Consider the following 13,385-nt stretch of genomic DNA (forward strand, 5'->3'; position numbering starts at 1 on the left):
GCTGGGCGATGGGGGGCGGGCAGGGGATGGGGCCTCCCATGCCGCGCCCCGGGTGGCATGCGGCGGGGGGAGGCTGTCAGCGGATGACCGACTTGGGCGTGGGCTCGATGCGGGTGACCACGGTCTTGGTGCGGTCCAGCATTTCACCCACCTGGGGTGAGATTTCGTTCTGCCAGTAGTCGGTTTCGTAGACGGCCTTGTAGAGGCGTTCCCGCTCCTCCTCGCTGTCGAAGCGGCGGATCCAGACGTAGAGGTCCTCCTCTTCCTGTCCCACGAAGGAACCCACCACCACCATCCCCTTGGAGACCTGGTAGGGGATGATGACCTCTTCCATGAAGCGGACCCAGCGCTCCCGCTGTCCCGGTTTGGTGCGATATTGACGTAATTCGAAAAACATGGTGGTACTCCCCTTGGATGGATGGCGCTCGCTGGTTGCGTGGTACGTGGTGCGTAAACTGGTACACGCACCACGTTGGTTTTACATTCCCGCCCAATTTAGCCCAACACGACCGGTCCGGCTGGGCGAGTAAATCCCGGCAGAAATTCGCCGATAGTTTCCACCAGGGGTAGTGTCGCCGAATTTCTGCCGGGGTATTTACGTCAGACTGTACTAGTCGGCCAGCATTCCTTCCCGCCGGCAGGCGGCAGCCAGGCGGGCGATGCCCTCCTGGATCTCTTCCGGGGTGTTGTAGCCGAAGCAGAGGCGCATGTAGTTGCGGCCGGAGACGCCGTCGGCCGCGAAGGCCGTGCCCGGCACATAGCCCACGTCCTCCGTCTCCAGCACCCGGTCGCGGATGCTGACCAGGTCGGCCTGCTCCGGCAGCCGGACCCAGATGTACAGGCCGCCCTGGGGCCGGCTCCAGGTGACGCCGTCGCCAAAGTGCTCCTCCAGCGCGGCCAGCATGGCATCCCGCTTGCGCCGTTGCACGTCGTTGATGACCTCGATGTGGGAGTGGAGCTGGCCTGTGGCGAAGCGGTGGACCGCAAAGGCGGCGAAGGTGTTGACGGCGCCGCCGCTCTTGGCCGCCAGGGCTCGCTGCAGCAGCTCCCGGGGCGCGGTCATGTAGCCCAGGCGCATCCCCGGCGCGATGATCTTGGAGAAGGACGCCACATACATCACCCGCCCCGTCCCGTCCAGGGCGTAGAGGGAGGGCACGTCGCTGCCCTCGTAGCGCAGGTCCACGTAGCAGTCGTCCTCCAGAATGGGTACGTCGTAGCGCTGGGCCAGCTCCACCATGGCCTGGCGTCGCTCCAGGGGCATGGTCCAGCCCTGGGGATTCTGGAACGTGGGCACGGTGTAGATGAATTTGACCCGCTTGCCCTCGGCCCGGGCCTGGCGGATGGCCGCCTCCAGCGCGTCGGGCAGCATGCCCTGCTCATCGCAGGGCACGCCCCGGATGTCGGCCCGGAAGCGGCGCATGGTGTTGAGGGTGCCGCTGTAGACGAAGTCCTCGGTGAGGAGCACGTCGCCGGGGTCCACCAGCGTCTCCACAATCATGTGGATGGGCTGGCTGGAGCCATCCCCCAGGATGATGTCGTCCGGGCTGACGTGGATGTCCCGATCCCGGGCCAGCTTGTTGGCCACATATTCCCGCAGGGGTGGATAGCCCTGGCGATGGTGGTAGATGGCCAGATCCCGGCCTTCTTCGGCCAGGGCCTGGCGCAGCCCCTCCACCAGCTCGTCCAGGGGGAGGGTTTCCGGGTCGGGGTAGGCCACGGCGAAGTCGTACCGGCCCCGGCGGGGCATGCCCAGGGGCGCGGGCTCGGCGGCATTGCGGGCGAAGAGCTGCTCGTAGCTGAAGGAGTTGTTCGCGCTCATGCCGGGGCTCCTGCCTGGCTGGCGGCCACTTCCTCGTTGGCCCGCTGCACCAGGGCTTTCATGTAGCCGATGGTGTAGGCGGTGCCCACCCGGGGATCGTTGGCCATGAGGGGGATGTGGTCTGGGATGATGACGCCGTCGAAGTTGACTTCCCGCAGGGTTTTCATCACCTGATACATGTCCATGTAGCCGTTGTCCACGAAGGTCTCCACAAAGTGGGGCAGGGGCGCGCTCACGTTGCGGAAGTGGACCTTGAAGATCTTGCCGGCCCGGCCAAAGTCGCGGATGGACGAAAGGACGTCTTTGCCCATGAGGGGGCCGCCTTCCAGCCAGCAGCCCACGCAGAAGCAGATGCCCACGTTGGGGCTGTCCGCGATTTCCAGGGCCCGCTGGTAGCCGTCGTAGCTGCTGAAGATGCAGCGGGGGACGCCGGCCAGCTCGGGCTGGGGCGGGTCATCCGGGTGGATGCCGATTTTGACGTCGGCCTCTTCGGCCACGGGCGCCACCTCCTGGATGAAGCGGGTGAAGTTGTCCCAGATCTCTTCCGGCGTGTAGCGGCGGCCGTGGGAGAGGGGCGTGTAGTAGTAGCGGCCGTTCCAGTGGCCCTTTTCAGCCTTGGCCAGGTCGAAGGCCCGGGCGCTGGCGCCGCCCCGGGTGGTTTCCCGGTCGGTGCTCCAGATACCGTTGGCCATGTGGGCGTAGGTGGTGTAGGGGATGCCAGCCCGGCCCAGGTCCCGCAGGTGTTGCTTGTACTGCTCCACCTTGGCGTCCCGGTTTTCCAGGCCGAGGACGATGGCGTCCTGGTTGTGGACGTCCCGGTTGCCGAAGCCGTAGATTTTGAGGCCGTGGTTTTCGAAGAGCTTGCGTCGGCTGGCAAAGTATTCGTAGCTGGCCTTGGACGCATCGGTCCAGAGCACCACGTAGTCGATGCCCATCTGCTTGACGAATTGGAGATCTTCCTCGCTGGGCTCAGGCGACATCTGGGCCGCAATCTTGAGCCCCGGCTCGATCTCCACCTTGCTGAGTTGGGTCACCATATTCCTCCTTGCTGTGACCTGTCAGGTGGGTGGATGGTTTGGGGATTTGAAATGGTCAACGCCATGGCAGGATGTATCGGGTTGCTGATGGATAGTGTATGCGATCCAATCAGGTCGGTCAATTGTGGCCGCCCATGGGGGGCTTCCGGCATCGGATCCAGCCCATGGGACTGGATAGCCTCGCGCCCGGACCTGCCGGCGCCTACGGCCGCACGATGCTGCCGTCGGCGCGGCGGTCTTCGGCCATGTAGAAGGAGCGGGCGGCCAGCTCCGGGTCCAGCAGGGCCCGGGCCTGATCTTCGTCCACGTCGATGCCCAGGCCCGGCTGCTCGTTGGCATAGAGGTAGCCGCCCTCCAGCACCGCGTGGCCGGGGAAGGCGGCATACTCCTCGGGCCGGAAGTGGTTCTCCTCCTGGATGCCGAAGCTGCTGCTGGCCAGGTCCAGGTGAACCGCGGCCATCTGGTTGACGGGGTCGTTGTCGCCTCCTTCCTGCCAGGCGGTGCGCACGCCGAACCATTCGCACAAGGTGGCGATCTTGCGGCAGTTGGTGATGCCGCCCCCTTTGGAGACCCGCACCCGCACGAAGTCGATGAGCCGCTCGGTGATCAGGGGCATCCACTCGTGGGGGTTGATGAAGAGCTCGCCCATGGCCTGGGGCGTGGTGCACTGCTGGCGCACCAGGCGATACCAGTGGATTTGCTCCGGTGGGAGCAGGTCCTCCAGGAAGAAGAGTCGGTAGGGCTCCAGCAGCTTGGCCAGGGTGACCGCGTTGGTGGGTTGCAGGTGCTCGTGGACGTCGTGGGTCAGCTTGGGGCCGAAGCCCAGCTTCTCCCGCAGGTAGGCGAACATCTTGGGGATGTTCTCCAGGTAGGCCTCATCGTCGAAGACCCGGCTGTGTCCCCAGTGGTTTTTGGGCAGGCGGGCCTGTTCCGCGTCGATGAAACCGCCGCCGCCGTAGGGGCCCAGCTGGCAGCGGATCACCTGGTAGCCTTCCTCCATGTAGCGGCGGACGTCGTCCTCCAACGCCTGCAGGTCGTCGCCAGCGGCGTGGGCATAGGCCATCACCGCGGAGCGGGTGGGGCCGCCCAGGAGCTGGTAGACGGGCATGCCGGCTTCCTTGCCTTTGATGTCCCAGAGGGCCATGTCGATGCCGGCCTGGACGGTGTTCAGGATGGAATCGTTGCGCCAGTAGCCGCAGGTGTAGATGCTCTGCCAGATGTCCTCGATATGGCCGGCGTCCCGGCCGATGAGCAGGGGGGCGATGGTCTCGATGGTGGTGATGACAGTTTTGGCCCGGTAGTGGTCGCTGGCCGAGCCAATGCCGTAGAGGCCGGGCTGGTCGGTGAGGACTTTGACGATGACCCAGGTGCCGGCGGCCCGGGTGCGGATGGTCTGGATGGCGGTGATTTTGGGCATGGTTGTCCTCTGGTTGGGTTACTGCCAGGCGCACGTTTGTGGGAAAACCGCGCGGGCCTGGGCCAGGGGAGCCTAGGCGCAGACCGGGGCGTTGCCGTCCCAGCGGTTGAAGGGCTTGTTGTAGTGCTCGGCGGCCAGGCGATCCCGGGTGTCGTACCAGAGCCTGGCCCACACGGCCGGATCCCGCAGCTCCTGGTCCGGATTCGAGCGACTTCGGGCCACAAAGCCCGGGAACGCGCCCCGGCCCGTGGCCTGGCCGATGGGGTTGTAGCGCAGATCAAAGCTCCAGCGGATGTCGTTGCTCACATTGGGCAGCGAGGCGTGGCAGGTGCGGCGGTGCAGGAAGAGGACATCGCCCCGCTTCATGGGCATGGGCACTGCCTGATCCAGCTCCAGCAGGGTATCCGGGATGCTCAGGCCCACAGGGCGTGGACAGTGGGTGCGCAGGCCGGTCCGGTGGCTGTAGGGGATCACGGTCAGGGGGCCAGCCTCCACCGGCGCGTCCAGGAGGGGGAACCAGACGGTCAACATCTCGGTTTCGTCGGCCTCCGGCAGGACGACGCCGTTGTCCTGATGCCACGGCGTGGCGCCCAGTTGGGGACGACCGTCCTCCGTGGTCGGCGTGAGATGTTCTGGGGGCTTGATGCGCACGTGTTGCACCGGATTGGAGTAGATTTCCGGACCGATGATGGATTCAACCGCGTCCAGCAGGCGTGGATTGGTCAGGGCGCGGAAGACGGCCGGCCCCACCCAGAGGGGCGTGTCCGGCTGGACGTTCCCCTGGGGAAGGGAGAAGTCAAAATACTGGGCGTGGACTTTGCCGCTTTCCCGGTAGATCTGGATCAGGCGCTGGCCAAAGGGCAGCTCTGGATAGGTGGACCGGATCTCGCCCCGAGCATAGAGTTCGCTGGCCAGCCTGTCCAGCACTCCCTTGTACTCTTCGATGATGGGATCCAGATCGGCGACCGGATCCAGAAGACCCTCGACCAGGAGGTAGCCCTGGTCCTCGAACTGCTGTACCTGCTCTTGGGTTAAGAAAGTCATGTTGTGTCCTCCTTGGTTCCCTGTTGAATGGGTTCTAAATGGAAAAGAGCGATTGCTTATCCAGCTCCCTCTGGGGCATCTGTGAAATCTATGTCTCTGCAGTGAAGTCATCAGTGGCTTATAATAGCCATGGGGTCGCGAACCGACTGCCGAAAACCAGTGTGATCAAGAAATCCCGGCAGAAATTCGCCGATCAGGCCTCTGGCCTGCGGCATAGCCGATCGGGTCTCTGGCCCGCGGCTTCGCCGATCGGGCCCCGGGCCCGCGGCTTCGCCGATCGTTTCCACCAGAGGGAGCGCGCCCAGAGGGCACCCGGAATTTCTGCCGTGGTATTTACGCCAGACTGTACTAGAGCCGAGATGAAAAAGGGCGAAATACGCTTGAGATTGATGTTAAGCAGCCAGGCGGCATTCAAATCATCGTCCAGTAGGTCTGCGATTGGAAAGTCCACAGCTGAAATGACACCGACTGTCTTGCGCAGGGGCACCCCCGATTCCGTAGGACCGGCTGCCGTACCGGACCGTCGGTCACCCATGGAAACCAGACCCATGATGCCGCGGGATTGGGCAATCGGTATTACACCACAAGTTTGACCACATCTCAACCTTGAGCCCTATTTGCAGACATGAGCCGTGCGACTCCTATGCTATAATGTGGGCAGAAGAAGTAGACGTGCCCGGGCCGAAGCCCTTTGGCGGTATGCTGCACCTTTCGAACCATCTCCAGGATCGGCCCCAACTCACCCGCCGGATCTCGGCCCAACTTCCAGCCGGGCCAGTAATCGTAGTGGCCGGTGCCGGATACGGCAAGACTGGCCTTCTGCGCCTGCTGGCCCAACACCTTCCCGGCACCTGGTTGCCCCTTTCACCGGCCGACCAGGACGTGGCCTATCTCTCCACACGGCTGGCTCCACACCTGAAAGATGGCCGCCCCCTGCTCCTGGACGACCTGCACGTGCTGGAGGGCGCGTCAGAATCCCTCACCTGGCTGAGGGAGCAGATCCACGCGCGGCCTCGCTGCTGGGTGCTCAGCGGTCGCCAGATCCCTGTGCCCTTGCAGGCTGCCCTGGACGGCGCATCTTGGCTCGTATTGAATGAAGACGACCTGGCCCTCTCCCCCGCAGAGGTCGCGCTCTGGCTGGCGCCCACAGGCTACAGTGAAGAGGAAGCCCAGGCCTGGCACGCCTACACCCGGGGCTGGCCGCTGGCCGTGGCCGCGCTGGCCCGCCTGTCCACCCGGCTCTCGGCACCCCAAGCCCACCTGGCCGGCGCGCTGGAAGCTTACCTGCACGAGACCCTCTTTGCCCGCCTGTGGGTCGAACTGCCGCCTGGCGTGCAAAAGCTCCTGCTGTTGACCGGCGTCCCCTTGCGCTTCACCCGGGAAGTAGGCGAGCATCTCTGGCAGTGGGCCGGTGAGACGGGACCGTTCCAGGATGCCTGGGCGGCCATTTTCGCGCGGCGGCTTTTCGTGGAGCCGGCGGAGCATCCGGAGCACTGGCGCTACCACCCCATCTTTCGCGCTTTTCTGCGCACGCAGACGCTCCGGATCGAAACCATAGCCAGGGCCATCATTGCCTGGGCGCGAGAACAAGGCGACTGGGACCTGGCCATAGAACAGGCCCTGGCCGAAGGGCTCTGGGGGAATGCAGCCGAACTCCTGGAGAATATGCCCATGGAGGTTATCTGGCGCAACGGCCGGGTACACACCTTGCGGCGCTGGGTGCTCAGCCTGCCCCGTACCGTGGCCCACGCCCACCCCGCGCTGCTGGCCCGCCTGGGCGTTGAACTCTGCCGGGTGGGCTTGGTGGAGGAAGGCGCAAAGTGGATGGAGGAGGGCGCGGCCTTGCTGGAAGCCCGAGAAGACCCCGAATCCCTCTTCCGCGCCTGGCAGACCCGAAGTTACCTCAGTTTCACCACGGGGCGCTACGGGGAAGCCATTGCCCGTGCCCAGGCCATTTTGCCCCGGGTGAGTCACCCCCAACAACGCCTGGAAGTCCTCACCCGCCTGGGCAATGCCTGCGCCTGCACCGGTCAACTGCCCGCCGCACGGTCGGTCTACCGGGAGGCCATTCGCCTGGCCGAGGAGATCGGCGACCAGACCTTTGCCGCCTTCATGAGGGACAACCTGGCGGCCAACGTGCTGGCGCCCATGGGCTACCTGCCCCAGGCTGCAAAACTGCTGGAGCAAAATCGCCCCTACTACGAGCGGGAAGCCCGTCCGGCCAACCAGGCGGTTCACCTGGAGGGGTGGGCCACGCTGGACATCGAGGTGGGGGATTGGGAGCGCCTGCAAGCGCGCCTCACGGCGATTGACCGGCTTCTGTCCCAGGTGGAAGCTCCTGCAGGGAGCACCCTTTTCTGGCTCTACGCCTTCAAAGCTACCCTGGCTATTGCCAAGGGAGCATGGGAAACGGCCGAGGCACACCTGGCCCAGGCCGAATCCTGGCACGTAAACCGGCCGGACCGCCTGTTGGCCCTGGCCCAACTACGGGCCTGGCTCGCCCGCCGACGGGGGCGGCCGGACGAAGCCATACAAGTGGCCGAGGCCGCTCTGGCTCAACCGTGGCAAGAGCCGCTCCCCCGGGGGCTGGTGGCCCTGGAACGGGAGATCGCGCTGGAAGAGCGAGCGGCCCCTGTGCCGCTCACCCTCCATCCAGACCTGCAGGCCCTGCTCCAGGCGCGGGCCTTGCCGTCCCTGTTGCGGCTGCGGGCGATGCTCCTCTGCCGCTGTTACCGGGCCGGACAGATGGAAGCCGCGCGCCGCCATCTGCGGGTGTTGAAGTCTGCGCTGAGCCGTTTCCCCCACCTGCGCCCCGTGCTCACCGGCCGGGACCCGGAACTGGGCCACCGGACCTGGCGGGTCGCCCTCTTGCTGGGCGACGAGGACGAGGCCGTCCCGGCGTTGGGGCGTATCGGCAACGTGGCCGGGCTGGCCGACCTGCTGGAGCACCCCGATCCGGCCGTGCGGCGGCGTGCGGCGCAAGCCCTCGCCGCCACGCGACGGGAAACGGCCATGCCACCGCTCCATGCTGCCCTGGCACGGGAGCACGACCTTGATGTGCGGCGCGCCCTGGAAGCGGCCCTGGTCCGGTTGGAGGCCGAGCCGCCGCCCCCTCTGCGGGTGCAGTTCTGCGGCCGCTTCCGCGTCTGGCGGGGCGGCGAGGAGATCCCCGAACACGCCTGGCCCCGGCCGGCCGTGGTGCGCCTCTTCCAGTACTTCGTCCTCCACCGGGGCCGGCCCCTGCCTCGCGACCGTATCCTGGAGGACCTGTGGCCCGACCACCCGCCCCGTCGCGCGGAAGCCCTCTTCCGGCGGCTGCTGAGCTGGATGGCCCATGTGCTGGAGCCACACATGCGCCCTCGGGGGCCCTTCCGCTATCTCTCCGTGGCCTGGGAGGTCTACACCTTCGACCCATTGGGCTGTGTCTCCACCGACGTGGAGCGCTTCGAGCGGGTGGTGCGGCAAGCCCTGGGGGACCGGGACCTCCCCGACCTGCCTCCCCTGCCCGACGAGTTGCCGGAAGTTTTGCGGGCGTGGGAGCCGCCGGTAAGCGCCGCGCCGTACGAAGCGTGGTGGCTGGAACGGGTGGAGCGGTGGCAACAACTGTACGCAGAAGGGTGCCTCTACGTGGCCCAGGCCTACCTGGTACGGGGCGTTCTGCAACAGGCCGTGGAGTGGAGCGACCGGGCCCTCATGGCTGCTCCCTGGCTTGAAGAAGCCTATCAGGTGAAGATGCGTGCCCTGGCCCGGCAGGGGAAGCGCGCCCAGGCCCTGGCCGTCTACGTAGCGGCCCGCCAGGCCCTGGACCAAGAGTTAGGCGTCTCCCCTTCTCCCCTCACCGAGCACCTGGCCGAGTGTCTCCGCCGGGGCGAGATGATTTGAACCAAAACCTACCCTCCGCTTTTTCCTCATCGCCCCATTTGGCCTTGTTCTCACTTTGTTCTCACACCGTTGATATTTGAACTTTGGACAAAATGGGCTACTGGAGCAGTAGTTGATTTCAACGGGAATCCTGCGCGAAAACCATATCCCGATCCTTCCTTGATACACACTGTTGTCCGGCAATACGGCCAGGTAGGCTCTTGCCCGTGCGTTTGAGATCTGATGGGAGGATGTGAAGAGGAGAAACCATGAAACGCGCCACAGGTTTGATCGCCACAGGCATCGGCATGACGCTGCTGGGAGTGGCCGGCATGGCTCTGGGCGGGTGGCTCTTCTGGCATGCCGATGCCCGATGGGAGGGGATAAGTGCAGTGTCCGTCCTGGTGGGGAGTTTTGGCCTCTTTGTAGCAGGCCTGTGGGCCACCCAGGAAGGGTTCATCGCAACGGCCGTGACACAGCGGCGGGTGACGGTCGAGCCGCTCGAGGCGCGTCTGGGCGAGGACCTGCGAGTCCAGGCCACCCTCATGCCCCGCCGTACCCTGCAGGCCGGACCGGTCGTTTTCACCCTGGTCGGGCGGGAGCGGATACGGATCCGACAAAGCCACCGCTGGACAAAGGAGAGAACCGCCGAGCCGGTCAACCTGACGGCCACTCTGGCCGAGGCGGTGACCCTGGTGGCCGGCCAACCCCAGACCTACACGGCCCGCTTCACCGTGCCGTCCGAGGCCATGCCCTCCTTCTCCCAGGACGAATCCTTCAGCGAGAAGTGGGCTTTTGCATGGTTTGTCCGCTTTCGGCTGGGCCTTCCCCGGCTGCCGGACGTGGAGGAAGAGATCCCCATTCGGGTGGCGCCTGTGCAGGCCGGAGCCGGGCCGCCGGAAGCGCTTGCCGTGGCCTCCGGCCCCGTCCCGGCCCCGGAGGCATCGGGGCCCCTGCGCCTGGTCGTGGACCGTACAACCCTGGCCGCAGGCGATGCCCTCTCCGGCCGGGTGGCCTGGTTGGGCGAAGGGGGTGAGGAGCCGGGCCGCGGTCTGCGGGTCGAGCTGGGCTACCGCACGCTGGCCGGGAAAAAGCCCTGGGAGAAGCGGCGCTGGGAGCACGTGGTAGCCCAGACGGCCTTCGAGCCCACCCCCGGCCGGGAGTGGCCCTTCACCCTCACCGTGCCCGTGGAGGGACCCATCACGTATGCCGGCACCCTCTATCAGGTGGAATGGTTCGTGCGGGCGGTGCTGGACCGCCCTCTCCAGCGGGACCTGCGGGTGGAATACCCCCTCCGGGTCCGGCCGCGGACAGGGGAGAGCACGTTGTAACATCCGGTCACTCCAATCACCCACCTGATTGCGTCGTGCTTGTTTGGCGATAGAGGGGACATCTGAAAGGAGGTAGGGCAGAGATGAAGAAAATCAGGGCTTGTTTCGATTTTGTGTCGAGTCTTGTGCATCTATTGGGGAAGTGTGCGATGAACGGGAGCATGAAACCGAGCAAAGTGACGGGGAAAGGTGCCCGGCTGTGGGGGTACCGGCTGCTGGTATGTGTTGCTGTGCTAATGGCGCTGCTCGGTGTCGTCGTGCCGACCATCAGCCGGATCGCCCACGCCGCCCCTTCAATAACCAACGCCTTTGTTTTCAGACTTTCACAAAACGCCGATGTGCTTGTGGGATCCGCGAATGTAGACGGCGCAGTCAAACCGGTGGTGTGGCGGATCGCTACCCCCTCGTCCCTCAGCCCCGGCTTTCACTGGTTGGCGTCCGTTGCCTCTCCGCAGGTCCTCGGGACAGGATTGGCGGACAAGCCTTACGGTATCGCGTTAGGGCTCACCGCAGACGGCCAGATCGCGTGCGGTTATGCCAGCGTTAGGGCTGACGCCGCCTCAGGCGACGCCGCTGTATATTGGGATCTCTCCGCCGGCACGCCGTCCGGCGTGCTCCTCCCGGGCCACTCATCTGGGGGGAATGTGGCCTACGCCTGCGCCAAACGCGGCTCGGACGTCTACATTGTGGGCCGAACGACTCCCGAGTTCCCCAAAGCGACCATTTGGAGAAACGGCGCGGTGTGGTACCAGTACCAACAACTCTACGGTATTTTCCACGACATCACGCCAGATGCTGCGTTTGCCTCGGCCCAGTTAGGATATAGGGCATATATTTTCGACTTGTCCCCCCGGATGGGAGCAATTTGGCTTGGTGATTTGCAAATGCCGATTGAAGGAGCTTACTCGTCCAGGATAGCCCCTGATGGGTCTGCTGCAGCGTTTTCGGACACCAATTCACCGCCTCCTCGTAGCAAGGTCTGGCTCTCCGGAAGCACGTATTCCGTTAATATGGCCGTCAACCACGTGCAGGCGATCAACGGCGTGGTCTATGCCTATGGCGCTGACAGCACCCCACGGGCCGTCCGCTGGCGCAGCGATACGAACACCCTCGAGGACCTGAACCAGGTCTTCGCCTCGCTGCTGCCCGACGGTGTTGTCTTGAAGTCGGTGAGCGCCATGACACCTGATGGCCGGTACCTGGTGGGCACTGCTTTCAACCCTCAAACCGGCTCCGATGAACCGTATATCATTGTGACATCACCGGCCGGCGTTCACCGGCTTTACCTGCCGCTGGTGATCAGAGAGAGGTGAAGTCTCTTGAAAGGGCGCGGGGCCGATGTGTCCGGCGGCCCCGCGTGGATACTTGGTGGTCTCGATCTGGTACCGGACGCGCGCCGGCTGCAGGAGAAGGAGGGAGACGATGTTCCCGAATCCCGGGCAATCGAGCTATTCAGGCAAGGCGGGAGATGGACCGGCGGGGGCAGGCCCTCTACGGCGCCATTGCCTTCACCGCCCAGGCGTCTCCGGGAAGTGTTCTGACACTGATGCTCACATTTCCCCAGCCCATCCCTCAGGGAGCGGTTTTGAAAAAATATGCCAACGGCACCTGGCAAGATGTTCCCGGGAGCCAGCTCTCTGGGAACATGGCCACCTATCAGGTCCAGGACGGAGGGGCGTTGGACGGGGACGGACAGGTCAACGGACAGGTGGTGGACCCGGTTGCCCTGTTGACTCCGATCCCGCAAGTGGCGGTGCAGTACCCGCCTGGCTTTGGCGCCTACGAAGAACTGCGCTGCTGGGCCCATGAGCAGTGCATGGCCCAAGCGCAAGGAGATCCTGCCACGTGGAGACACTCGAGCGCTTTGGGGTGAGATGATGAAATGATCATGTCTGCCCCTGGTGGTGCGCTGAACGCACGGGGATAAGCCCTATGGTCACCGAGCGCCAGGAGTGGCCCGGGTGGTTCGACGAACGGGGAGATCCGGTCTTCCTGCGCCATTTCACCGAGCGCCTGGTGGACGGCCTTGCTTCGCCGCCCGCCGCGCCGGTCGACGTTGCGACCTTGCAAGCCCAGGCCCGGCGGGCAGCCGCCTGTCTGCGCCGGGTGGAGCGGCTCCTCACGCCGGAACAGCGCGCGCCGGTCACCGAGTGCCTGCTGGAACTGGCTGTGCTCTACACACTGCAGGCCCTGTTTGTCCTTCAGGAATCCCGGTCCCTAGAAACGCCGCCGGACAGCGCCCACACGGGTTGACCGGAGCCGCGACCCACGACCTTACATAGTGCAGAGAAGATGTGAAATAGTGCAGAGAAGATGTGGCGCCGAGCTTATCGGATCCCGGAGCCCAATGTGGAAGCGTTGGCCCAGGAACTCCAGGCGTGGTACCGGGCCCAGGGGTTCCAGGTGGCCCTGGACCGAACTGGAGGTCGGGTGGTGATCCGGGCCTGGCGTCCGACCCGGTGGCAGGCCGCCCTGGGCCTCACGCCGACATGGCAGGTGGGCCTGCATCCCCACCCGGAGGGCCTGACTGTGGAGATGGACGTCGCCTACCAGGTGGACCCGGCCGTCGCCGGTCCCACAGGCCACTTCCTCCTGTGGGCGGTCCTCTTCGCCGCAACCTACGCCGACTGGTTGCGCGTCGCTTTACCCCGGCAGACCTGGCAGACCATCGAATACCTGCTTGCCACGGGCAGGCCGCCGCCTGCTCCGCGGGGAGACTCGGGTGTCTAGGCTACGGACGCGAGGTGACATCAACCTCGTTTCTACCCTTTCTCCCAGGTCAGGCTGGCGTAGCCCCAGGCCAGGACGCCCCACACCACCACACTGTAGGGAATGCGGTTGCCGAAGAAGGCGCCGCCCCCCATGAGCTTGATGAA

Annotated in this window: 11 protein-coding genes; 6 read left to right on the top strand and 5 right to left on the bottom strand. The window is 65.2% G+C overall.

Going from position 1 to position 13,385, the window contains the following annotated elements; all coding sequences use genetic code 11:
• Positions 1-76: 76 nt before the first annotated feature.
• The 5 genes from FKZ61_RS05940 to FKZ61_RS05960 form a co-directional block, all read right to left on the bottom strand.
• Entirely contained in the window at positions 77-397 is a 321-nt protein-coding gene (locus tag FKZ61_RS05940) for an NIPSNAP family protein (RefSeq protein WP_141609159.1), read from the bottom strand.
• Between the two features lie 213 nt (positions 398-610).
• Entirely contained in the window at positions 611-1,819 is a 1,209-nt protein-coding gene (locus FKZ61_RS05945; RefSeq protein ID WP_141609160.1) for an aminotransferase-like domain-containing protein, read from the bottom strand.
• A complete protein-coding gene (locus tag FKZ61_RS05950) occupies positions 1,816-2,856 on the bottom strand; it encodes a mannonate dehydratase (protein ID WP_141609161.1) in 1,041 nt (346 codons plus the stop codon). Before FKZ61_RS05950 ends, FKZ61_RS05945 begins: the two co-directional genes overlap by 4 nt.
• 202 nt (positions 2,857-3,058) lie before the next feature.
• Entirely contained in the window at positions 3,059-4,273 is a 1,215-nt protein-coding gene (locus FKZ61_RS05955) for an enolase C-terminal domain-like protein (protein ID WP_141609162.1), read from the bottom strand.
• Between the two features lie 72 nt (positions 4,274-4,345).
• On the bottom strand, positions 4,346-5,317 hold the full coding sequence (locus FKZ61_RS05960; RefSeq protein WP_170199331.1) for a phytanoyl-CoA dioxygenase family protein: 972 nt from the start codon (positions 5,315-5,317) through the stop codon (positions 4,346-4,348).
• Between the two features lie 699 nt (positions 5,318-6,016).
• Here FKZ61_RS05960 and FKZ61_RS05965 point away from each other — a divergent pair.
• The 6 genes from FKZ61_RS05965 (at position 6,017) to FKZ61_RS05990 (ending at position 13,239) form a co-directional block, all read left to right on the top strand.
• Complete coding sequence (locus FKZ61_RS05965; RefSeq protein ID WP_141609164.1) at positions 6,017-9,199, top strand: BTAD domain-containing putative transcriptional regulator; 3,183 nt, start codon at positions 6,017-6,019, stop codon at positions 9,197-9,199.
• A 248-nt stretch (positions 9,200-9,447) separates the two neighbouring features.
• On the top strand, positions 9,448-10,509 hold the full coding sequence (locus FKZ61_RS05970; protein WP_141609165.1) for a hypothetical protein: 1,062 nt from the start codon (positions 9,448-9,450) through the stop codon (positions 10,507-10,509).
• Between the two features lie 83 nt (positions 10,510-10,592).
• Positions 10,593-11,822: a nucleoporin Nup120/160 gene (locus FKZ61_RS05975; protein WP_141609166.1), complete on the top strand. Its 1,230-nt coding sequence runs from the start codon at positions 10,593-10,595 to the stop codon at positions 11,820-11,822.
• Between the two features lie 155 nt (positions 11,823-11,977).
• Positions 11,978-12,382 carry a choice-of-anchor U domain-containing protein gene (locus FKZ61_RS05980; protein WP_170199314.1) on the top strand — a complete coding sequence of 135 codons (405 nt, stop codon included), beginning with the start codon at positions 11,978-11,980 and terminating at the stop codon, positions 12,380-12,382.
• Between the two features lie 59 nt (positions 12,383-12,441).
• Positions 12,442-12,762 (top strand): hypothetical protein, encoded by a 321-nt coding sequence (locus tag FKZ61_RS05985; RefSeq protein WP_141609168.1) that lies wholly within the window; start codon positions 12,442-12,444, stop codon positions 12,760-12,762.
• Positions 12,763-12,822: 60 nt separating this feature from the next.
• Positions 12,823-13,239 (top strand): hypothetical protein, encoded by a 417-nt coding sequence (locus tag FKZ61_RS05990; protein WP_141609169.1) that lies wholly within the window; start codon positions 12,823-12,825, stop codon positions 13,237-13,239.
• Positions 13,240-13,385: the final 146 nt, after the last annotated feature.

This window comes from Litorilinea aerophila (genome assembly GCF_006569185.2).
GTDB lineage: Bacteria > Chloroflexota > Anaerolineae > Caldilineales > Caldilineaceae > Litorilinea > Litorilinea aerophila.

What these genes read in the sequence shown, in the direction of transcription:
- FKZ61_RS05940 (WP_141609159.1), bottom strand. Translation starts at nt 397, where the DNA reads ATGTTTTTCGAATTACGTCAATATCGCACCAAACCGGGACAGCGGGAG.
- FKZ61_RS05945 (WP_141609160.1), bottom strand. Translation starts at nt 1,819, where the DNA reads ATGAGCGCGAACAACTCCTTCAGCTACGAGCAGCTCTTCGCCCGCAAT.
- FKZ61_RS05950 (WP_141609161.1), bottom strand. Translation starts at nt 2,856, where the DNA reads ATGGTGACCCAACTCAGCAAGGTGGAGATCGAGCCGGGGCTCAAGATT.
- FKZ61_RS05955 (WP_141609162.1), bottom strand. Translation starts at nt 4,273, where the DNA reads ATGCCCAAAATCACCGCCATCCAGACCATCCGCACCCGGGCCGCCGGC.
- FKZ61_RS05960 (WP_170199331.1), bottom strand. Translation starts at nt 5,317, where the DNA reads ATGACTTTCTTAACCCAAGAGCAGGTACAGCAGTTCGAGGACCAGGGC.
- FKZ61_RS05965 (WP_141609164.1), top strand. Translation starts at nt 6,017, where the DNA reads ATGCTGCACCTTTCGAACCATCTCCAGGATCGGCCCCAACTCACCCGC.
- FKZ61_RS05970 (WP_141609165.1), top strand. Translation starts at nt 9,448, where the DNA reads ATGAAACGCGCCACAGGTTTGATCGCCACAGGCATCGGCATGACGCTG.
- FKZ61_RS05975 (WP_141609166.1), top strand. Translation starts at nt 10,593, where the DNA reads ATGAAGAAAATCAGGGCTTGTTTCGATTTTGTGTCGAGTCTTGTGCAT.
- FKZ61_RS05980 (WP_170199314.1), top strand. Translation starts at nt 11,978, where the DNA reads ATGGACCGGCGGGGGCAGGCCCTCTACGGCGCCATTGCCTTCACCGCC.
- FKZ61_RS05985 (WP_141609168.1), top strand. Translation starts at nt 12,442, where the DNA reads ATGGTCACCGAGCGCCAGGAGTGGCCCGGGTGGTTCGACGAACGGGGA.
- FKZ61_RS05990 (WP_141609169.1), top strand. Translation starts at nt 12,823, where the DNA reads ATGTGGCGCCGAGCTTATCGGATCCCGGAGCCCAATGTGGAAGCGTTG.